At 32.0% G+C, this 23544-nt stretch carries 21 protein-coding genes; 17 read left to right on the forward strand and 4 right to left on the reverse strand.

The genetic code is table 11. The features are described from left to right. The first annotated feature begins 473 nt into the window (after window positions 1–473). From AAFU52_RS15295 to AAFU52_RS15375, 17 genes are all read left to right on the forward strand, one after another. Window positions 474–914, forward strand: a complete 441-nt coding sequence (locus AAFU52_RS15295; protein ID WP_438422482.1) for a thioredoxin family protein — start codon at window positions 474–476, stop codon at window positions 912–914. A gap of 4 nt (window positions 915–918) precedes the next feature. Then, on the forward strand, window positions 919–1899 hold the full coding sequence (locus tag AAFU52_RS15300) for an FAD:protein FMN transferase (RefSeq protein WP_438422483.1): 981 nt from the start codon (window positions 919–921) through the stop codon (window positions 1897–1899). Window positions 1900–1924: 25 nt separating this feature from the next. Next, window positions 1925–2137: a DUF4266 domain-containing protein gene (locus AAFU52_RS15305; protein ID WP_024768786.1), complete on the forward strand. Its 213-nt coding sequence runs from the start codon at window positions 1925–1927 to the stop codon at window positions 2135–2137. Window positions 2138–2202: 65 nt separating this feature from the next. Continuing rightward, window positions 2203–3450, forward strand: coding sequence for a DUF3570 domain-containing protein (locus AAFU52_RS15310; RefSeq protein WP_035090524.1), 1248 nt, complete (start codon window positions 2203–2205; stop codon window positions 3448–3450). A gap of 133 nt (window positions 3451–3583) precedes the next feature. Then, the gene (locus tag AAFU52_RS15315; RefSeq protein ID WP_035090523.1) at window positions 3584–4429 is read left to right on the forward strand and encodes a bifunctional helix-turn-helix domain-containing protein/methylated-DNA--[protein]-cysteine S-methyltransferase; all 846 of its coding nucleotides are present in this window, start codon (window positions 3584–3586) and stop codon (window positions 4427–4429) included. Window positions 4430–4540: 111 nt separating this feature from the next. Beyond that, the gene (locus tag AAFU52_RS15320; protein ID WP_024768783.1) at window positions 4541–5020 is read left to right on the forward strand and encodes a DUF1203 domain-containing protein; all 480 of its coding nucleotides are present in this window, start codon (window positions 4541–4543) and stop codon (window positions 5018–5020) included. Window positions 5021–5403: 383 nt separating this feature from the next. Further along, the gene (locus AAFU52_RS15325; RefSeq protein ID WP_024768782.1) at window positions 5404–5793 is read left to right on the forward strand and encodes a hypothetical protein; all 390 of its coding nucleotides are present in this window, start codon (window positions 5404–5406) and stop codon (window positions 5791–5793) included. 143 nt (window positions 5794–5936) lie between these two features. After that, on the forward strand, window positions 5937–6323 hold the full coding sequence (locus tag AAFU52_RS15330) for a hypothetical protein (RefSeq protein WP_438422484.1): 387 nt from the start codon (window positions 5937–5939) through the stop codon (window positions 6321–6323). Between the two features lie 293 nt (window positions 6324–6616). Continuing rightward, on the forward strand, window positions 6617–6961 hold the full coding sequence (locus AAFU52_RS15335; protein ID WP_438422485.1) for a YciI family protein: 345 nt from the start codon (window positions 6617–6619) through the stop codon (window positions 6959–6961). A 40-nt stretch (window positions 6962–7001) separates the two neighbouring features. Then, the gene (locus tag AAFU52_RS15340) at window positions 7002–7328 is read left to right on the forward strand and encodes a YciI family protein (protein ID WP_241461385.1); all 327 of its coding nucleotides are present in this window, start codon (window positions 7002–7004) and stop codon (window positions 7326–7328) included. 4 nt (window positions 7329–7332) lie between these two features. After that, complete coding sequence (locus AAFU52_RS15345) at window positions 7333–8610, forward strand: RNA polymerase sigma factor (protein WP_438422486.1); 1278 nt, start codon at window positions 7333–7335, stop codon at window positions 8608–8610. A 354-nt stretch (window positions 8611–8964) separates the two neighbouring features. Then, the gene (locus AAFU52_RS15350; RefSeq protein WP_438422488.1) at window positions 8965–11346 is read left to right on the forward strand and encodes a DUF2339 domain-containing protein; all 2382 of its coding nucleotides are present in this window, start codon (window positions 8965–8967) and stop codon (window positions 11344–11346) included. 113 nt (window positions 11347–11459) lie between these two features. After that, window positions 11460–12689, forward strand: a complete 1230-nt coding sequence (locus AAFU52_RS15355; RefSeq protein WP_438422490.1) for a DUF3999 family protein — start codon at window positions 11460–11462, stop codon at window positions 12687–12689. Window positions 12690–13193: 504 nt separating this feature from the next. Further along, complete coding sequence (locus AAFU52_RS15360; RefSeq protein ID WP_438422491.1) at window positions 13194–13670, forward strand: hypothetical protein; 477 nt, start codon at window positions 13194–13196, stop codon at window positions 13668–13670. Window positions 13671–13985: 315 nt separating this feature from the next. Further along, window positions 13986–14897 (forward strand): hypothetical protein, encoded by a 912-nt coding sequence (locus tag AAFU52_RS15365; RefSeq protein ID WP_438422492.1) that lies wholly within the window; start codon window positions 13986–13988, stop codon window positions 14895–14897. A 50-nt stretch (window positions 14898–14947) separates the two neighbouring features. Continuing rightward, entirely contained in the window at window positions 14948–16240 is a 1293-nt protein-coding gene (locus AAFU52_RS15370) for a nuclear transport factor 2 family protein (RefSeq protein ID WP_438422493.1), read from the forward strand. A gap of 48 nt (window positions 16241–16288) precedes the next feature. Then, window positions 16289–17608 (forward strand): S41 family peptidase, encoded by a 1320-nt coding sequence (locus AAFU52_RS15375; RefSeq protein WP_438422494.1) that lies wholly within the window; start codon window positions 16289–16291, stop codon window positions 17606–17608. A gap of 31 nt (window positions 17609–17639) precedes the next feature. Here AAFU52_RS15375 and AAFU52_RS15380 read toward each other — a convergent pair whose 3' ends face one another. The 4 genes from AAFU52_RS15380 to AAFU52_RS15395 form a co-directional block, all read right to left on the reverse strand. Further along, window positions 17640–18356 carry a LytR/AlgR family response regulator transcription factor gene (locus tag AAFU52_RS15380; RefSeq protein ID WP_438422495.1) on the reverse strand — a complete coding sequence of 239 codons (717 nt, stop codon included), beginning with the start codon at window positions 18354–18356 and terminating at the stop codon, window positions 17640–17642. Next, window positions 18356–19312, reverse strand: a complete 957-nt coding sequence (locus AAFU52_RS15385; protein ID WP_438422496.1) for a sensor histidine kinase — start codon at window positions 19310–19312, stop codon at window positions 18356–18358. Before AAFU52_RS15385 ends, AAFU52_RS15380 begins: the two co-directional genes overlap by 1 nt. A gap of 476 nt (window positions 19313–19788) precedes the next feature. Beyond that, on the reverse strand, window positions 19789–22587 hold the full coding sequence (locus AAFU52_RS15390; protein ID WP_438422497.1) for a T9SS type A sorting domain-containing protein: 2799 nt from the start codon (window positions 22585–22587) through the stop codon (window positions 19789–19791). Window positions 22588–23074: 487 nt separating this feature from the next. Then, window positions 23075–23410 carry a hypothetical protein gene (locus AAFU52_RS15395; protein WP_438422498.1) on the reverse strand — a complete coding sequence of 112 codons (336 nt, stop codon included), beginning with the start codon at window positions 23408–23410 and terminating at the stop codon, window positions 23075–23077. Window positions 23411–23544 lie beyond the last annotated feature (134 nt).

Below are 23544 nucleotides of genomic sequence, written 5' to 3' on the forward strand. Positions count from 1 at the left end.
TAATAAAAATTATATCAGTGCAAAGTTCAGGTACTCCATCATTATATTCTCCTTGTCAGGCTATGAATTGTGAAATAGCCTGTGGAGGGAAAAAGAAAAAATGCTGTAAAAAGTATAAAAAGAAAGGAAAAACCAATTGCAAAAGGTGTCCTAAACTATAGGTAACTATTCTTTTAGTTAATTATACAACGACTAAAATTTTAAACAAAAAGCCAAAATTACTTTTGAGTAATTTTGGCTTTTTGTTTAAAAAAACAACTATTTATTGCGGGGTATTTTTTCTATATAACTGTATAGTAAATAGAAGTAAAATTATAGATAGTAGTATATAATTAAAAATAGATACCACTTAGGTATAATAATTGCTCTTTTAATAATGATTATTTAGACTTAGTACGTATTATGATCTTCAAACAAAATTTAAGGACTAATTAACAAATTAAACAGTTACTATAAAGTAGATTTACATTGATATGAAAAAGATTATTTCAGTTATATTCCTGATGTTTTTGGGAATTAATTTAGCAGGAGCCCAGGAATGGTTGACCGATTTTGAAGAAGCAAAAAAGAGTGCACAAGAGAATAATAAAAATATAATTTTAGTATTTGCAGGTTCAGATTGGTGTGCACCATGTATTAAATTGGAAAAACAGATTCTAGATACTAAGGAATTTCAGGAGTATGCAAAAAAACATTATGTATTACTAAAGGCAGATTTTCCCCGAAAGAAAAAAAACCAATTACCAGAAGCGCTTCAAAACCAGAATAAAACATTAGCAGAGACATATAATAAAAGCGGAGGTTTTCCATTAGTTGTTGTTTTAGATAAAAATGGCAAAAAAATTGGGGAGACCGGTTATAAAAAAGTAACACCAAATGCGTACTTAGAAATACTAAGTACAATGACCAAATAATATTTTGAGACTTCTCCTTACATTTTTATGTTTAGCTACAATAAGTAGTAGTTTCTCGCAACAAATACATAAACGTACTCTAAAACTGATGGGAAGTCGTTTTGATATTACTGTTGTCGATAAAGATAAAATTACAGCTAATCAGTATATCGATATTGCCGTTGAAGAAATTCAGAGAATCGAAAAATTGATTTCTTCATGGGATAAGAACTCTCAAACTTCATTAATTAATGATAATGCCGGGATTAATCCGGTGAAAGTTGATGTAGAACTTTTCGACTTAATAGACAGAGCTGTTCAGATATCTAAATTAACAGATGGCGCATTCGATATTAGTTATGCCTCGATGGATCGAATCTGGAAATTTGATAATAGCATGAAAAAAATGCCCTCTGAAGAAGAAATAAAGATGTCGGTGGCAAAGGTGGGTTATCAAAATATAATTTTGAATAAAGCAAAATCTACCGTATTTCTTAAACAAAAAGGGATGAAAATAGGATTTGGAGCTATTGGTAAAGGATATGCAGCAGATAGAGCCAAAGATCTTTTAATGAGTAAAGAAGTAAGTGCCGGAATTATAAATGCCTCTGGAGATATGAATACCTGGGGGAAACAACCCGACGGAAGCGAGTGGAAAGTCGCAATTACTAATCCTTTAAATAAAAATAATGCATTTGCATTATTACCCGTAATAGATAAAGCAGTAGTAACCTCTGGGAATTATGAAAAATATGTAACTTTTAATGATAAGCGATATTCTCATATTATTGATCCCAGAACAGGATATCCATCTACTGGTATAGTAAGTGCTACAGTTTTTGCTCCAAAAGCAGAGTTGGCAGATGCTTTAGCAACTTCTGTTTTTGTAATGGGGATTGAGATAGGTTTAAATAGAATAAATCAATTAACAGGGATTGAATGTATCATCATTGATGACCAAGGAAATATTTATACCTCTGATCATATTAAGATAGATAACCAATAACGATAATCTTTATAAAACGTACTTTATGAACAAGTTAATACCAATACTTTTATTACTACTACTTTCTCTAAATTCATGTGTAGCTGTAAAAGAATATGAAAAAGTACAAATCAATGATCCGGATATGGAGCTAGCTCTTAAAAAAATTGATCGCTTCGAAACCAATTTCCAAGCCTATAGAGAATCTGCTGCTGGAGCAAATGGAGGAAAAACCGGAGGAGGGTGTGGTTGTAATTAGTGACCAATAACCATATTAATAAAGAATATTAAAATATACTATACAATTTTATAAAGTAAAGATCCTTGAAAAAAATTCCCTTAATAATAGCAATATTGTCGGTAGTGATTGTAACCGCACAGGAGCAACAACAAGATGATACCACTACATACAAAAAAAGAGTATTAGAATCTGCAGAAGTAGATTTCTTGATGAGTTATTACACTCAGGATGGAGATAATGCTGCGGTGACAGGTGGTGTAGGTACAGAAGAGCTTACTGATCTTACACCTACAATAGTTGTTTCTATCCCATTAAATGATGATGATGTATTGACAATAGATGCAGGAATATCGGCATATTCATCAGCTTCTTCTAGTAATGTTAATCCTTTTGATGGTAATGGTACTGCAAGTCCATTTGTTGCCTCTTCTGGAGCATCAAAAAAAGATGTGTTAACAACAATATCAGGAAGTTATAGTCATAGTAGTGATGATCGAAATAGTGTATGGTCTGCCAATGTAGCGGTTGCAACCGAGTATGATTATTTTTCTGTTGGTTTTGGAGGTAGTTATTCTAGACTTTTCAATGAGAAAAATACAGAATTAAGTGTAAAAGCGAATGTGTTTCTGGATACATGGAAAGCAATATATCCCACAGAATTAAGGGATCAACCTACGTTTACAAAGTTTGATGATGAATCTCGTAATTCGTATTCTGTAGGATTTGGGTTCTCACAAATTTTGTCTAAAAAATTACAAGGATCCCTCGCATTGGATTTTATTCAACAGGAAGGCCTTTTGTCAACACCGTTTCAACGAGTGCAATTTGCCGATGTGGCCGACGTAATTATTGAAGAATTTACATACGGTGATGATGTAGAAAGATTACCAGATTCTAGATTTAAAATAGCCGCGGGAGGAAGATTACATTATTATATTAATGAAGTTTTTACAATACGAACATTTTATAGATATTATACAGATGATTGGGGGATTAACTCACATACTGCAAGTATAGAAGTACCTATTAAAATTACAGATAAATTTACACTGTACCCTTCATATCGTTTTTATACACAAACAAAAGCGGATTATTTTGCCCCGTTTAATCAACATCTATCTACACAGCAATTCTATACCTCTGATTATGATTTGTCTGGATTTGATGCGAATCAGTATGGTTTTGGTATTAGTTATACAGATATCTTTGCAAAATTACATATATGGAAACTTGGTTTAAAAAGTATTGATCTTCGATTTAGACAATATGAACGTGACTCTGGACTAAGCTCTAGTTTGTTTTCTGGAGGATTTAGCTTTATAATGGATTAAATCGGTTATTACAGCATAATTTTTCTAACCATAAAATACTATTATTTTTACTCTGTATTGAAATAAGCAAGTTCTGGGTTTTAAAAATACCTTGAGTTAAATACTTTTATACTGTTTTTAAAATTAAAGTATTATGGAGATAAGTGAACAAAATCAGTTTCATTACAATCGTATTGCAGAGGCGATAACGTATATTAAGCAAAATTTTAAAGATCAACCTAATCTGGATGAGATTGCAGAAAAGGTACATATCAGCCCTTTTCATTTTCAAAGACTCTTTACAGATTGGGTAGGGGTGAGCCCCAAAAAGTTTTTGCAGTATACCAGTCTAGAATATGCAAAAAACATTTTAAAAGATCAACAAACCACTTTGTTTGATGCGGCATATGAGACTGGACTTTCTGGAACAGGAAGGTTACATGATCTTTTTATAAAAATAGAAGGAATGACACCTGGAGAATACAAAAATGGGGGTCAAAACCTTGATATCAATTATAGCTATGCCGAAAGCCCATTTGGTAAAATGCTGGTGGCTTCTACTTCAAAAGGTATTTGTCATATGACATTTGCAGATGACGAACATGCATTTACAACATTACAAAAACGTTTTCCAAAAGCAAAATTTACTCAAATAGTAGATAGACCTCAGCAAAATGCTTTATTTATTTTTACAAAAGATTGGAAAAAACTGAATCAAATAAAATTACACCTTAAAGGAACTGATTTTCAATTAAAAGTTTGGGAAACATTACTCAAGATCCCGAAGGGTGGGTTAACAACATATGGATCCATTGCCAATCACATTCATAAACCTAAAGCATCCAGAGCTGTAGGAACCGCTATAGGTAGTAATCCTGTTGCATTTTTAATCCCTTGTCATCGGGTAATCCAATCTACAGGTGATTTAGGACAATACCATTGGGGCAATACACGCAAAACAGCTATAATTGGCTGGGAAGCAGCAAAAATTAATTCATAACTAAGCAAGATTCGGGTGTTTTGCTTTTTAGATTCTGATCACTTTTGTTAAATCAGAATTATGTAATGAATTTTCTATGGTATAATCTGGACTAAATTATAAAATAAGAATATGCAAAAATTTAGAATTGTCCCATTAACAAAAGAATATGTATCAGGAATCAAAGAAACAAGAGTAGATTATTTTGGCTACCCAATTGTTGAACAAATTGCTACAGGTTATGGGCCTTGTCGTATTTCCTTAAAAAAGTTTGACCCGGGAAAAGATACCCGATTATTGATTAGTCATAGTCCTTTTGAAATTAAAAATGCATTTAATCAACCAGGTCCAATTTTTGTTCACAAAAAAGAAGTCGAACCTTATAAGAATAGCCATCAATTTCCACCAGAAATCAAAGCAGATAAACAAAATTTTCCTTTATCACTGATTGGGTATGATAAGAAACAAAATATGATATTTACAAAATTGGTAGGGGATGATGATGTAGATCTTTTGATTCCAGAAATATTTAATAACCACAGCGATATAACGTATTTACATGCTAGAAATGCTGAAGCTGGTTGTTTTATATGTAAAATAGAAAGAATGTAATTTTTAGAAATTTCTAAAATTAAAAAGGGGAACACATACGAATAGTGTTCCCCTTTTGCCATTTACGTTAATAGATAAGTTACGGGCGTTTTTATAATAGAACGTTTATATAGTATAATACCCTACCTCAATTAATTTCTTAAAATGATATTTGAAATTCTCAACTTAAAAACTGATAAACAGAATATGTGTAAAATTTTTAAAGATATCTCGATGATAAGAACCCGAATGATAGTAAAATTAGAATAGGAGTTCTGGTAAATTGTATTGTTTTGAATGAATTGTATTGCATTTATCATGTATAAAGAAAGATATTTAATAACATAGTATTAGGGATAAAACCAAAAAAAACGTTAAATTTAGCCTACCTAAATGCCCAAATTATGCAATCCAAATTAATTCTTACTATAGTTAGTATAGCAATGCTAACATTGAGCAGCTTTAAAAATAGCCCTGAACATCATAAGACTGTTGGTGAAAAAGAAAATGCTAGTGGTATATATCAGGGAGGCCCAAAAGAATTAATAGGAAAATGGGTAATGGATGGTGATCCTAATACTTATATAGAATTGAGATCAGATGGAACTGTCATAGAAAAATCCTTAGGAGAACCCTTAAAAAGATACTGGTTATTAAAAGACAGCAAGCTATGCTTAAAAGCTACATCGGTAGAAGGAGGCACAGAAATGTGTTTAGAATATGTGCTAAGAGAAGATATGCTAGAGATTACCATGAATGAAATGAAACTTCATTATGCCAGATTTAAAGAATAATAATATAGTAATGGTATAAAATTTGCTGATAGAGTAAAAGAATTGATGATTTTATCAACTTTTGAGCATTTAAAAAATATCAAAACTATATATTACCAAAAAAACATTAAATTTATATCCTTATTTTATTAAAAATTTAAATTATGAAAAGACCCCAATCTATATCCGTAATTTTTACAATTGTTATTTTAGCTGTAACGTTAATGGGTTTTAAGACTAAGCCTGTACAACAAGATCAGATATTAGAGTCCAAAGAAACTGTAATTGATCAGGTTACTTCAGGGACAGAATTGATAGGAGAATGGGTTAAAAAAGATGACCCAGAAACAATTATCATATTCAAATCAGATAAAACAGTAGTAGAAAAGTCTAAAACAAAGACAACACAAAATACGTGGTCTGTAGATACAAAAAAACGTGAAGTGTGTATCGGTAGTTCAGAATGTATATATTATGAAGCCACAGAAAATGCTCTTTTTTTATATATAAATAAAAAGAGAGAGTGGTATAATAAATCTCTAAAAAAATAAGAGATAGCTCAATATGAGTGTTTTTTGAAACAACAATACATCACAAAACTTTATAAACGGTAACGAGTATATGAAAATATACTCGTTATTTTTTTGAGGATTATTCGTAAATTCCGTCAACGAATAGATAAGTTTAATTGCCGAGAAACAATACAATATCAAGCTACAAATATCACCTTGTTATACTCTTTTAGAGTATTTTATTAAAAAATATCATGTTGTTTGTCCAAAAATCAAAAAAGCGTTCGTCATAGTAGTGTAAAAAATAAATAATCACTTAAAAAAACAGACAAATGAAAGAATTTATGTTTCTTTTTAGAGGAGATGATAACGTATGGGATTCTAAATCTCCAGAAGAACAGCAAATGCATATGCAGGAATGGCAACAATGGATTGGCGAAATGGCCCAGCAAGAAAAATTCGTTGGAGGCGAACGATTATTTTCATACGGAAATACAATTCATCCCGGAGGAACCAAAGTAACCGATAGACCTCTAACAGAAGGTAAAGAGTTAGTAGGTGGATATTTGATCATAAAAGCAGATAAAATAGAAGATGCTACCGAAATGGCAAAAGGATGCCCTGGATTGCAATGGAATTCTTATGTAGAAGTAAGAGAAGTATGGCCAGAGGATTAAGATAATAGAATATTAAAAAGATATAGTAATGAAAGAGTTTATGTATATTATCCGTGGCGGACATGATGCTAACCGATCACCAGAAGAGATGCAGCAACATATGCAACATTGGCAACAATGGATGGGTGGTTTGGAGAAATCAGAACAACTTGTTGGTGGTCAACCATTAATGAACGAAGCCAAAACATTAACCGAAGGTGGTAAAAAGGTAACCGATCGTCCATTAGCAGAAGGTAAAGAACTGGTTGGTGGATACTTGTTAATTAAAGCAAACTCTCTGGACCATGCAGCACAAATAGCTAAGGATTGTCCAGGTTTTGAATATGGATGCAGCGTCGAAGTACGAGAAATAAGTCCAATGGAATAACTTTTTGGAAAATAGAGATCACATAGATCATACATTAAACCATCTTTTTAGACAAGAGTCAGGAAAGATGGTTTCTGTATTGATTAAAATATTCGGTATCGAAAATATAGAATTAGCCGAGGACGTGGTGCAAGATGCTCTGGTTAAAGCTCTGGAAACCTGGAAATTTAGAGGAATGCCAGATAACCCAAGAGCATGGTTATATCGTACAGCTAAAAACAAAGCGATAGATATTATCAGGCATAATAAACATAGTCGTGTTATCGATTTTTCTGATCCCGAAAAACAACTTCTAACTTCGGGGTATACACTAACCACTACAATGGATAACTATTGGCAGGAACAGCATATTAAAGATGATTTCTTAGGAATGATGTATGCATGCTGTCACCCCGATATCTCGCAAGAAAATCAAATTACATTTATTCTTAAAGCGTTATGTGGATTTAGTACCAAAGAGGTTGCGCGATCCTTTCTTAGTAATGAAGATACTATCTCTAAAAGGTTGTATCGAACCAAAGAATATTTTAGAAAACACAAGATACGCCCTGTGATCCCGACTTCTGATGAGATAAATCCAAGAACTAAAACTGTTCTTAATGCCATCTACCTCATGTTTAACGAAGGCTATAATTCTACTCATGCCGATCAGTTGATTCGTAAAGATCTAATTAGTCAGGCAATGCTTTTATGTAAATCTCTGTTATCAGAAAAACGTACACAATTACCCGAGGTATATGCTTTGATGGGATTAATGTGTTTTCACGCTTCAAGAATTAATAGTAGGCTAACAGAAGAAGGAAGACTTATTTTACTTTCTGAACAGGATCGTAGAACATGGGATGCAAAACTCATTCAATCTGGTGGACAGTATCTAAACAAAGCTGCTTTTGGAGACGAACTCTCAACATATCATCTCGAAGCTGCTATTGCATATCAACATTGCTGCGCAAAGCAATATGCAGATACGAACTGGAAAATGATATTAGAGTATTATGAACTCTTATTAAAAATCGCTAACGATCCTATCGTTTTTTTAAATCGATGTCTGGTTATTCTAGAACTCAGAGGCCCAAAAGAAGCACTAACAGCACTCGAAAATGTAAAGAACAATAAGTTACTAGAAAAATATTATCTATACCATGCAACTTTGGGTGAAATCTATCAGCGATTAGAAGATAATCGTACAGCATCATCATACTACCAAAAAGCAATACAACTTACCCAGTCTAAACAAGAAAGACAGTTTCTAAAAGATAAAATTGCTCGTATTTTGAAATAAAACAAACATCTATTATATCCTAAGATAGTGCCTTTTTAGAAAAACTTTTTTACCTTTTCAGAATGAATGTTTTTTATTCTGTAATTCCATGTGAAATATAAATAATACTTTTCACGGGAAACAGTGTACTATAAATTGAGTGTATCATAGATATTTGTTTACTATTCAAAATGTGTATGCTACATATTTAGTTTTGAAAAGAAACAGGTTTTGAATTTTTGATTTAGATAGTGGTATTTACTCTTAGAGGTGATGATATAGCTTTAAATGTAACCTTGTTATATTTTGTAGTATCTTAATTTATAAAAGCTTTGAAGAATACTTAGTATTAGGTAAATATAATAATATTGTAATATGGGAAACAACCAAGATCAGATACATCAGCTTTTGGAGAAGCTAGAAATTCTACTGAAAAGACAACAAGATTTCTCAACTCAAATACAAGATCTTAAAGATGAAATATATAAGATAAAAATATCTTCAGCCAAGCAGCCAGATATAAAAACAGAAAACCCAACCCCTGTTTCACCTATAGCAGAAATTACAAAAGAAAGTGCCAAAACTACACCCTCTTCTGTTAAACCTGAGGATGTATCACCAGCATTAGTAAAAGAAGAAAAAACTACTATTGCCAAAACTAGTATACCAAAAAAGAAATCTAACCTTGAAAAATTTATTGGAGAAAATCTAATCAATAAAATAGGTATCATCATTATTATAATTGGTGTTGCTATTGGAGCAAAATATACCATAGAACATGATCTAATAGGGCCATTAACTAGGATTATACTGGGATATCTAACAGGATTGGGGCTTTTAGGAATTGGAATGAAGCTAAAGAAAAAATATGAAAATTTTAGCGCTGTACTGGTTAGTGGTGCTATGACTATATTATATTTTATAACCTTTTTAGCATATGATTTGTACGGACTAATTCCGCAGACTCCGACATTTATTCTTATGTTATTATTTACGGCATTTACTGTTTTTGCAGCAATACAGTATAATAAACAAATCATAGCTCATATCGGGCTCGTAGGCGCATATGCGGTTCCTTTTTTATTAAGTGATGGATCGGGTAGAGTATTGGTTTTATTTAGTTACATGGCGATTATTAATATAGGTATTCTCATTATTGCCATCAAAAAATACTGGAAACCTCTTTATTTTTTGTCTTTCTTGCTTACCTGGATCATTTTTATGTCATGGTATGCAGGTAAATACACTATAGAAGAACATTTTACTCTTGGCTTTATATTTCTTACTGTATTTTTTATCACATTCTATCTTATGTTTTTGGTATACAAACTCAGAAAAAAAGAAAGCTTTAAAACCATTGATGTAATTCTACAGTTATCTAATTCATTTATCTTTTATGGTATTGGATTTTCGATGTTAAACAATCACGAATATGGTAAGGATTTATTAGGTGTATTTACATTGGCGAATGCAGTGATTCATTTTGTAGTTAGCGTTATTGTGCATAGATTAAAACTAGCTGATCGTAACCTGTTTTATTTTGTGTCAGGTATGGTTTTGATTTTTATTACAATTGCATTTCCTGTACAACTAGATGGAAATTGGGTTACACTGTTATGGGCAGGAGAAGCGGCATTGTTATTTTGGATTGGGCGAACCAAAAAAGTACCGATATACGAAATACTTTCGTATCCATTGTGGGCCTTAACTTTTTTTAGTCTTTTACATGATTGGATCGTAGTGTATTATCGATATAGCCCAACACTACCAGAAACCAAATTAATACCGGTGTTTAATATTTATCTTATGACATCAATATTGTGTATTGTGTCTTTTGCATTTATTTATATCACACATCGTAAAGAGAAACTATCTTTTCCCTGGCCAAAACAACCTTGGTTGTATACAATGCTTACCATAGGTCTTGCATTACTATTGATATGTACCACTTACTTTACATTTTGGATAGAAATAGATAGTTATTGGAACCAGGTTTATCAAGATATAGATCACCAATATATTTCTCAAAATATCAATAGTACAGAGCAGTATACAGTATTATCAGATACCAGAAATTTTAAAGCCATTTGGCTCATTAATTATAGTTTATTGTTTCTGGTTATTTTGTCTTTTGTAAATATCAAAAAAATCAAAAATAACGTTTTTGGATATATCACTCTTGGTTTTATGATGTTTGCTCTTTTTGGGTTTTTAACTCGAGGATTATACCTGTTAAGTGAGTTTAGAGCTAATTATCTGGAATTAAAAGAAACAGAATTTAGTGCAGAAGCCTTTTCCAATATAGGTATACGATACATTTCTTTTGTATTCGTGGCTGGTTTACTATTTACTTTTTATAAATATGTACGACAAAAATTTCTTGGTAGAACCTTTAAAATAGCTTTTGAAATTATACTGCATTGTACATTAATCTGGATAGTAAGTAGTGAATTAGTACATTGGTTAGACCTGTCGGGGTATACAGAGACATATAAACTTGGATTGAGTATTTTATGGGGTATTTATGCTTTGTTACTCATTGTTTTAGGAATATGGAAAAGAAAAAAATATCTACGAATCTTAGCAATTATAGTATTTGGAATTACACTTATAAAATTATTCTTTTATGATATTTCACATATGGAAACTATTGCCAAAACTATTGTATTCTTAGCTTTAGGAGTGCTTCTTTTAATTATTTCATTTTTATACAATAAATACAAACATATTATAGCAGATGAAACAAATAGTAACTAGTTTTAAAAATCTCTTCATAAAGAATAAGAATATGTTTAAAATCTTTAAAGTGAGTACGCAGTGATTATATGTGTTCTTAATTTGTTTGCAGATAATTAAAAAGAATTAAACTCATGAAAAAGAAAATTATAATATTCCTGGCATTATTGGTTTATTTTGGGACCTATGCCCAGATGGATCAATATGCTTATAAAAATATATTGCCAGAGATAACAGATACCTGGCATGCAATTAGTCTACCCGATGAAATGTTTAGTAAGGTTTCGCCAAACCTATCAGATATTAGAGTTTTTGGGATCACAAACAAGAAAGACACGATAGAAGCACCTTATCTTTTACGGTTAAAAACCGAAAAAAAATCCTTTAATAAAGTACCTTTTACCATCTTAAATACTTCATATAATGAGAAAGGGACATATATTACAATGGAGATTCCAACTAAGCAATCAATTAATCAAATTCATCTAGACTTTGAGCAATCAAATTTTGATTGGTTGATTACTTTAGAAGGAACTCAAGATCGTAAAGAATGGTATACCATAAAGGAAGACTACCGTATACTTTCTATAAAAAATGAACTTACAGATTATCAATTCACCACAGTACGATTTCCTAATGCGCAGTATCACTATTTTAGGATACTTATAAAAAGTATTAAAAAACCCGTTTTACAATCGGCTAGTGTAACCAGATATGAAGTTAAAGAAGCAAACTACAAGAAGTATAACATAGAAAGACTAAATATCCAGAATCCTAAGGGGACCAAAAATACCATTATAGATGTTAATCTTAAAGTACCAGTCCCTGTAAGCTATATTGGTCTCGAAGTACAGGAGACTTTTGATTATTATCGTCCTATATCTATTCGATATATAGCAGATAGCATACAAACTAAGCAAGATAGTTGGAAACCCCGTTATAGAGAGCTTGGTTCGGGAGTGCTTAATTCTATAGAAGATAATGTATTTACCAATACGAGTACAATTGCTCAGAACTTTAGAATAGTGATCGATAATCATGATAATCAACCTTTAAAAATTAATAAAGTCATCGTTAAAGGATATCAACACGAACTTGTTACACGTTTTGCAAATCCAGGAACATATTATCTTGTTTATGGAAATGATAAAATGAAAAAACCTTCGTATGATCTTAATCATGTATCTGCCAAAATCCCGAGTGAGATGACAACGCTACTTCCCGAAATACAACAGACTATTGACCAAGAAGAAGCTGTTGTAACAGAACCCTTGTTTGCTAATAAGATCTGGTTATGGGGTATAATGGGTATTGTGATCCTATTGCTAGGAGGATTTACATTATCTATGATGAAAAAAAAGTAAAAAGTATGTTATTTTCTGGAATAGGAAGAAGTTTTTGACCTCCTATAAAGTGGTTTTTTACTATCAGGATGATAAGAAAAACCTGTGAAAAGTACTTGATTTTGATTTATGTGTCTCTGTTTCCATTTTTTTTCATTTTTTTTTGAATCTTTTTATCGAATTTTTTTTGAGTATTGATAGGGAGTACGAGGCTTTAACAGGGGAAAAAACCCCTAGGTGTTGTTGTGGAAAACCGTAAACAACTTTAAAAATAATTACTTATGTTAGCAGTATTACACGTATGATAATGAAGTTTTTAATCTTACCAAATAGGTTTGTAACCAACTACAGTTTCATAGTTTAAGAATTAGTACTCTATGTAGGCATATCTTAGTGTAATAAAGTGCCAGAAAATGAATAAGAAATAAGTAAAAATAAAAACTCTACATCTTACCCGTTGTGGTGAGATTGCGTCCAATATATTAAGCTCTAGCTTACGGCGGGCCCCAAAAATAAAATTTGTAAATGAAAATTGAATTACTATCTATTTTTGATGGATTATTTAGTGTAAACACCAAAGAAAAGAAGCCAGAAAAGAGTACTGCTAAAATTTTTATGACAGATACACATACTAATTCCGGCAGAACATTGATGATCGAAGAAGAAACCTATGCTGTTTGGGCTTACCTCTTGAGCACAGATAAAGAAGATATTGATTTTGATGGCTTTCTATGTGCGGTAATCGATCCAAAATTTTCTGGTGTAAATTCACATAAAAATATCCTAGAAAGAAGAGATGCACCATTGCCTGCCTTATATGCTAATCGATACAGTTATGTTAAAAATCTTAAAAAGAAAGATATAAAAATACATTGGCAAGAAGAGCATGTAACCATATTCATAAAGAAAAAAGTATATCTTATCATGGATCTAAATACAAAGACCAGCTATTCAAAAGGGTTAGCAGATGATTGTGACTACGGAAAACAACTAAAAAGCTAAGTAGATATACAATGTAAACTTATTTATTTTGATGGATTACTTACCTAAGATATACCTGATCTTGGTATAAAGTTGTTCATTATCTTCTCTCAACAACATTTACTTCTCGATGAAATACAAATATTTAACTTTTGGCAGAATGTCGAGATAGATATTTAATATAGAGGTATGATCTTACCGTTCAGCAAAAATATTTAACTGCAAGATTATGATTGTATTACCTTGATGCATAGAACAGAATTAATGACTGCTAATAGGTGTCATACGATCTCATAAAGTAATTTACCCTTTTTGTCAGTTAAAAATCAAAAAACAATGAACAGAAAAATCATGCTTATAATTAGTCTTTTAACTATAAGCCATTTATTTTCTCAACAAATACCAGATACAATTTATAGTCCTGAAGTAACAGTAAAAATGTATCCAAAAAAATCTGGTACTACGATACATATAGATCAAGGACATCGCAATTTTCATACAAAGGACAACAGGTTTTTGCCTTTTGCAAAATTAGTAGCAAAGGACGGTTATAAAGTTGCTGGTTTTGAAGGAAAATTCGAAAAAGATAAATTAAATGATCTTAAGATATTAGTAATTTCTAATGCTTTATCAGAAAACAGCAGACCTCCTTTTGTAGCACCTACAGAAAGTGCCTTTTCAAAAAATGAGATAAATAATGTAAAAGAATGGGTTAAAAATGGTGGTTCTCTTTTTTTGATTGCTGATCATATGCCTTTTGCTGGTGCCTCTGCGAATCTTGCAAAAGCATTTGGTTTTACATTTTATGACGGCTTTGTAATGGATCCAGATGATAAAGGCATTTTTGATTTTTCCAGAAAAAATAAAATGCTCAGTCATAATATGATAACAAATGGTAGAAATATTAAAGAGCGGATAAATCGCATAAGGACCTTTACCGGTCAAGGATTTAAAACACCAGAAAAAGCTACTTCAATTTTGAATTTAAAAAAAGAATATACTGTATTTATAACAGATACGATGTGGGTTTTTAATGAAAACACACCTAGAATCTCTGCAGAAAATTTATCACAAGGAGCTGTTTTAGAATATGGAAAAGGTAGGATAGCTGTATTTGGAGAAGCAGCCATGTTTACTGCGCAAATTGCCGGTAGAGATAGAGTTAAGGTTGGGATGAATTCTGCAGAAGCTGCTGAAAATTATCAACTGTTACTTAATCTAATACATTGGTTAGATAAGGTGTATTGATCAAACAAATTAAGAAGTGTCAATATATAGAAACACTAAAAAATATATTTATGAAAAACATACTGAAAAACAACCTCCTTTTAATAACTTCATTTTTGCTATTAGCAGTATTGCACTTTCCTAAATCTAATGCTCAGCACGCTGTTACAGAACAATATTTTAGACACATGAGGTATAATCATGTATCGCCACATGTAAAGATAAAAGGAATTCATGAAATAAATCATCAAGAAGCTCAACGTACTTCTCATTATGTGTTTAAGTATAATGAAAAAAAACAGTTGACAGAGATTATTAACTATCACTATCATGATCAGCGAAAACACCCCTTAGCAACAATAGGGGCCTATAGGACAGTTTTTGATTACACTAATGGGGTAGAGACCCGTGTTTTTTTTGATAAGAAAGGAAATCGAATGATCAATGATCGCGAAGTGTATAAAGAAGTATATCAATATGATAAAAAAGGATTTATAAATGCGCTGGATTTCTATGATCTGAATGGTAACCCTATGGAATCTAATTGGAAAATTGCGAATTATAGGTGGTCAAAAAACAAAAAATTAATAGTTGAAAAGAGATATGATTTACAAAATACTCCTGTTAATATTTCACCATATTTTGAATTTGGGATAACAGGAATTTTATATAGAAAAGACGGGTCTCCAAAAGCTAATTATAATCTTAATGAGAAGTTAGAAGTTCAAGAAAACTCAATAGGAGTGGCCTCTTATGAAGATACTTATGATGAAAAAGGAAATCATGTTAGATATTCTTATCACAATGCAAAAGGAGAATTAACTAAAAATCAGTGGAATTTTGCAGCGAACAGCCAAGAATTTGATGATAAGGGATACCTCATAAAAGGAGCAATGTTTGACGAAAACAATGAACTGACGCACGAACGAGATTTTCCTTCTGTTACTCATGTAAGAATGGCTAGTGCGGTAAGTAAAAAAGATACTATAGAGATCAAGGAAAGAGCGTTAGGGTATTTAATAGCACTACAAGAATTAAAACCTGATCTTATGAAAGAAGTGTTTCATGAAGATTTAGCAAAGAGAACGATGGGTTTTGACCGAGAAAAACAAAAAGAAGTGATTAGAGAAACCAGTTATGAACAGATGATAGAGTTTGCAAAATCATGGAATAAGTCTGGAACCAAGTTTCCACCTAAACCAAGTAATGAAATAAAAATACTAGATATCTATAACCGTATGGCTACTGTTAAATTGATTTCAGACAATTGGGTAGAGTATTTACATTTAGTAAAAACAAATAACCAATGGCAAATCATAAATTTACTTTGGCAGTATAAGAATGTAGATCGATATCCAAATTAAAATAAATAAAAATCATACCTACGGTACATTATAATACAGATTAAAATAATGAAAAATAAAATATCAATATTTATCCTGATTGCCTTAACACCAATGCTTCTTTTAGCGCAATCAAATACTGATGTCATAAAAAGAATAGAAGGGTTAATGATCAAAAACTATGTTTTTCTGGATAAGGCACAGGAAGTAAATAAACATCTGGATAAATTAATGGAAGAGAAGTATTTTGATACCTTTAAAAAGCCAGAGGATTTTGCAAAAGCATTGACAAAAGAGATGCAAAAAATCACAAATGATAAACATCTTAATATCGCCCCGCCTAGACCAAGAAATAGTGCTCAAAGTAACCCCTTGAGTTTTATTCCCAGACATTTACAAAATATAGAACGTTTTCGTATGGGAGGATTTGGAGAGGTTAATTTTTTTGAAGGAAATGTGGGATATGTTCACCTAAAAGGATTTAGAGTAGAAGACACTATAAAAGTAGATCCACTAATGAAATATTTATCCACTGCAGATGCTATAATTATAGATTTGAGAGGAAATGGTGGTGGTAATGGTCCTGTTGGAATTAATTTAAGTAGTTATTTTCTTCCTGAAAACCTACCATTAACTAGTGTATACACAAGAAGAACAGATAGTATGGAAAACTATAGTACAGTACCCGTAAAAGGTATGCAAAGACTGGATGTTCCTTTATTTATATTAACCAATAGCAGAACCTTTTCTGCATCCGAAGCTTTTGCATATGACCTACAAGCGAGAAAAAGAGCTACAATTGTAGGAGAAAACACCGGTGGCGGTGCGCATCCTGTAAATTTCATAAGATTACCATTGGGATATAGACTTATTGTTCCAATTGCACGATCAATCAACCCAGTAACAAATACAAATTGGGAAGGTGTTGGAGTGATACCCGATGTTAAATCTTCTGCTAATGATGCGCTTGAAAAGGCAAAAAAAATAGCCGAGGTAAGTGCATCAAAATATAGAGAAAAACCTTTTAGACAACTAGAAAAGGTTTTAGAAAAAACAGAGTATACAGAACAAGACGAAAAAACTGTTTGTGAACTTCTACAATTGATATTAAAAAGAGGGCATATGGAGAGTTTTATGATTAACGATATGGGATATAATTATCTGGAAAAGAATATAAAAGCTGCCTTGGCAATTCTAAGAGCGGGATCAATCCTTTTTCCTGATTCTCCGAATGCACAAGATAGCTATGCTGAAGTTTTAGCACAAAATGGACAAAACAAGCAGGCACTAAAATATTATGAAGCAGCCGTAGCTATTGCAAAACATAGAAAAGATAAACAAGTAAAATTGTACCAGAAGAACTTAAACAATTTTAAAGCTAAAATGTGATCATATGTACTATTTGTAGTAGATGACAGGTTTATTTCCATACCTTTTTTCCGGTCAGGTATATTTTTTCCAAAGCCTGATCTCTATAACTTCTTCCCATCGGAATGGTATGATCGTTTATTTCTAATACATTTCCTTGTATAACACTTATATAGTGAAAGTTTACTATAAAAGATTTGTGAACCTGCACAAACTGAGACGATGGTAATAGTTCTAACATTCCCGAAAGGGTTTGATAAGTAACAAAAAACCTGTCTTTTAGTACTACTTTGATATAATCTTTTAAGCTTTCAATTAGAAGAATATCGGTGTAGTACACCTTTATTTTTTTGTTATCTACCTTAAAAAAAGCAGCACCAGGAGAAGTTTCTGGAATTTTTATGGGTTGATCTGTATGTGTTCTTATTTTCTCAATAGCCTGAACAAAACGATAAAAAGGAATTGGTTTTATTAGATAATCAACAGCATTAAGCTCAAAGCCATCAACAGCATAATGGCGATGTGCTGTAGTAAAAATAATCTTAGGAGGAGAAGAGATGGCTTTTAAAAAATTGATCCCATTTAGCATAGGCATTTGTATATCTAGAAAAATAAGATCGATTGTTTCAGTATTCAAAAATTCAATAGCAGATAAAGCATCATCAAATTTTCCAACTTCGGATAAAAAATCTAACCTGCTGATGTAATCAGAAATAACATCCTGAGCTAATGGCTCATCATCTACAATAATACATTTTATAGTACTCATCAATTATCTAGTTGTATACTTAGGTCGACATAAAACTTATGCGCACGTTCTTCTAACCTAAAGGTATGTTTTTGAGGATAAATAATCTGTAATCTTTTAGATAAATTTTGAACACCTATTCCGTTTTTATTACCTTCTTTTACAGAATTTCCTACAGGATTAACAGTGCTGATGTGTAATTCACCATTGTTAACTGCCACTTTTATTTGTATATCCACATCTCCTCTTTCATTTAAAGAACAATGTTTAAAAGCATTTTCGACTATAGGAATTAGAATAAGAGGAGTAATCATCACACCGCTAAAATTACCTGTAATTTCCATCTGTAGATTCAAACGATTCCCAAAACGTAACTTCTCTAATTCAATATAATCATGCAAGTGATGTATTTCCTTTTCTAAAGAAATTTTGTCTTCACTGCCCTCATATAAGGTATAGGATAATAGGTTTGATAGCTGTAATAGGGCTTCTGGAGTTTTTTTTGAACCTTTTAATGATAATGAATACAGATTGTTTAATGTATTAAAAAGGAAATGAGGATTCATCTGAGATCTAAGAAAATTTAGCTCACTGATCTTTTGTTCTTTTTTTATTTTTTCTAAGTTGATCTTGTTTTCGTAGTAATCCTGTAAAATCTTAATAGCAGTAGGAGGACCAAACCATAATAATATTGCTCTTGCAAAATCTAGTATTCTGGGAAAAGAAAAATAATCGGAAGGAAGTTTTGGTATTTCTAATAAAACAGGGTAAACATAGTAATATTGAAAAAGCTTTACAAGTAATGCGTTTATAATAAGAAGTGGAATAAAAGCCAGAAAATAATATACATAGCGTTTAGTACTAATATACTTAGGCCACAAGTAATACATATGTAAGTAATAAAAAGGGATTTCTAATAAACAACCTAAGTATTTATAAGAAGCTTTTATCAAAGAAGCACCATACATTACATCCATTAGGACCCATATTAATAAATAAAGAATCCAAAAAACAATATGCTTTATGGTTCGATTTTTAAAAAATACAGAAGTTGTCATATTAATGTAGATGCATTTTGGTATATCCCAAACAGGATAAAATAGATTGTAATATCGTTAAATTATGGGTATTGGGCTATTATTTTCTCTCAACAACACTTCTTGCTCGATGAAATATAGAAATATATACTAATGTAATGTGTTTATAGCCTATATAATAAAGCTTAATTACACTTACTATTTCTTCCTTAGGTCGTATTTTTATATGATTTCCTGATAAAAAACTATATTTGTTGCTTAGTTATAATTGCATTTTATATAACTAAACGTAAACCATTTTTGAAAACGGAGTAAGTTTAAGTACTTACTCCGTTTTTTTGTTTTTATGAAAAAAAGGACAGAAGAGGATAATGAAATAAGAACCAATGCAATACCCGTTACTGTAAAAATCAATTCTACTGTTTTACCATTTTAGTTACAATTTGTGAACCATCATTTCCTTCAATGTTTATAAGATAAATCCCAGGTCTATAACGACTAATGTCAATATTCTCTTCCTCACCAGAAGTGTATGTAAACTTCTCTACAAGTCTACCACCAACCGTGAAAATTTCACCTTGATATACAACAATATTTTTTTGTATTGAGCTAATTGTAAATGTGTTTTGAGTTGGATTAGGGTAAATAGAAAAAATCTCCTTCTCTACAATAGGAGGACTAGTTGGATTGTCTTTTACATTTAACGTTGCTTCAAACATTCCCCGACCATGAGTAGCTGCTACAATTTTTGCATCTGATTCTCGTATGGCAATCATATCTGTTCTTACATTAGCAAGGGTTTCATTTTTTGGAAACCATTCTACACCACTTGATTTTATATCATCTGTAGCCCATACTCCGATTTCTGTAGCCAACAACACTTGTGATCGATTAAAAGGATTAAACAGTCCCCATCGTACTGGCATATCGGGTAAATTGCCTTCTTTTTCAGTCCATGAAGACCCTCCATTATCACTATACCAAACCGAACTAATACCATAATTAGAAAAAGTAATCAAAATTTCCTCTTCCGATTCACCGATATCAATACTGGATATAGTAGCAGGAGGGAATGAGTTGTTGCCGATCTCTGTAGCAGTAGGGATATCACTCTGTGCATTTGTTACTTTAAATAATTTACCAGATTGAGTACCAATAAACAATGTCGAAGTTCTTGTTTTATTATATGGTGATACCTTTATACTAGAATAGGGCACAGTCGACCCTGTGTTTAGCGGTGTAAATTTTGAAAGTATAGTATCACTTTTTATTTCTACTCTTAGTAACTCATCAATATGTTGGTTGTCTGTAGAGGTAATCGCACCGCCAAGCCCCATAGCATTTGCAAAAATGGTATTAGTTCGAGAGTTATAATCGGTGGCATTGATAAAAGTACCACTCAATGGCCCAACGTAGGTAGTATTTTTACCGGCATCCTTAGAAATAAAATATTGATTATGATACACAGAAGTGATCATGATATTAGGTTCGTTTTTATCAACAAATGCAAATACACCATCTCCTCCACTCACCATATCGGTCACATCAATAGGATTACCATCATATCGTAGTGTGCCATTATCCTGTGTTCCTCCAAAATAAAAATCAGTTCCTTTTCCAGGATGAATACCAACGGTATAGTATTGAATAGTATTCAAGCCTTTATTTACTTCAAAAAAGGAAGGAAATACATTTAAAAAGTTGCCGAATTCGGCTACATTAGAAGTAGTAATATTATTAGAATAAAATACACCTCCATCTGTAGAAATAAGAACTTCATCAGAAGAACCTGGCCTGTACATAATTGTGTGTTGATCTGCATGAACATATTCTGGAAAATCATGACGATTAGCTACCCAGTAAGAAATCGATTGCCAGCGTAATGCACTAGCATCTGTAGTATCAGCAGTATCAGTTCCTGTTAATTTAAAACTATTTAAACCGCCAATTATGATAGTGTTTTCATCATTGGCATCTACTCCTATAGCCATGGCATGCCAGGTAAGCGTTCCCCAGCTTCCCCAGCCTAAATCTCTACTTGGACCCGCAAATTCTGACCATGTGCTACCGGCATCAAAAGATTGTAAAAGGATACTGAAGCTACTAGAATCTCTAATAAACCCAGATGGAAATTTGAATCCTCCACTTATAATAGCATAAACTCTCTTTGGATTAGAGGGAGCAACTGCAAATTTTATTCTACCTGGGTAAAGATCACTTAAGGGATCAAATCTGCTTGTTGCAAAAGAATCATCAATAGTCCAATCAGTTCCATTTAAAGAACTAAGTATAACGCCTGCTCCATTTTCATCTACATTTCGCATTGTACCGACGAGAAGCTTTCCTCCATCAACTTCTTGTATGTCTGATGGAGCATATGGTGTAGTATCTCCTACTATATTAGGAAGCACTTGTATCCAATTGGTACCACCATCTATTGATCGATACAACCCATTAGTACTATTAGACCCATGTGGAGCTCCTTTATAGGTTCCCGAAGCAACTGCGGCATAGAGTACATTTGTACCTGCTTCATTTCTAACCAGAATATCATTTATATAAGCAAAATCAGTGCTTGATGATAAAAGCTGCCAAGTTTCACCATGGTCTATAGATTTCCATATACCTGTACCCCGACCAGAAGATTCTCGGTAGATATTTACTGCAGTATAGGATTCTCCTGTTCCTACATACATGATATTACTGTTGTCGGGATCAAAAGCAATAGCACCTACCGCTAGATTTTCAAAAAAACCAGATGCATTTTTCCAGGAAGATTCCGGATTTGTGATATCATTATTATACCATAGCCCACCAGTAACCGATCCACCCCATATTTTCTTATGTGTTACGTCTGAAGGATCAAAAACTATTTTTCGAATTCTACCTGATATATTAGCAGGGATATTTTCCCATTGTATTTGATCACTACTATTTTTCTTTAATAATTTACTTTTAAGTGCTTGTGCTTTGGTAAATTGATATGACTTTAATAAACGTTCTTTGGGAACATTTTTTGTTGCAGGATCTAGAGTCGTAAGATATTCGTGAAGTGCAGCAAAATCTGGTCTGTCAGGCTTCTTACTGTTTAACTCTCCTTGTGTTACATGTGCTTTTTGATAGGTGTTATTCAAAAATGCCTCATGTTCTTCTCTAGTGTTAGTAGTTTCTATATTATAATGTAATAACCATCCACATAGAATTAAAGTTAACATAATTGTGATTATGCGGTAGTTTGTAGTTTGTGTTTTCATTCTACAGAGTGTAAGATTAGGTTGTATTTACTATATCAGAATATCAATGTTGTTTGCATTAAGAATACTGATTATATATCATGAAATATTATAAAAAACAGAGCATCAAAAGAACTCACTTTGATGTATCATGGTTATAAATTAAAATGATTTTTGTAAATATAACCAATTGATTAAGAAATTGTATCTCTAAATTTATATTGGAATAAATAGAATGGTTTTATGTATAACATTTTTTTTAGAAAAGAACCTATCCGTTATTAGAAGATAAAGTATCCAAAAGACCTGAAAAATTGTAGATTCCATTTAATTTAACACACTTCCACTGTCACCAGATTGCGAACCAATTACATTCTTCACAATTTGTATTTTTTAGAACTCTCATTTCTGGTTGGCCCATGTGTTAATTGAGAGTAATGGTACTTTGTTTTTTCAGATCTTTTGGGTACTAAGCAGCAAGCTCCCCATTTCCTACTGTTTCTTTGCCTGTTTCGATTGATCCCCATTTAGAACTAGTATTAAATTTAATTGATACAGGACTTTCGCTTCTAAGGGTTTCAAGAATAGATTGTAATTCTGTTTCATAAAAATAGAGTACTATAGTGCCATTACCATGTTGTTTGTTTTCGGGTAATGTCTTTTCGTCTTTAATAATAGCTAAATGCCCTACATATTCTTGACTTTGTCCATAAAGGTATACGAACCCCATTTGGTAACCGCCACCGCCAGCATAATTACTAACAATTTGAAGACTATAACTTTCTACTTTGTGTGAAACAATCATTTTTATAAATTTTGAAATATGAGTTAGACTGTTTTGTTTATTCAAAAGTAGTGTATTAGGTGTTATCAAAATAGAGGGAAAACACGGATTCTGAGTAGGGGATATTACCCCTTGTTGGATGGATCATCCATAAT

The organism is Aquimarina macrocephali (genome assembly GCF_051627225.1).
Classification (GTDB): Bacteria; Bacteroidota; Bacteroidia; order Flavobacteriales; family Flavobacteriaceae; genus Aquimarina; species Aquimarina macrocephali.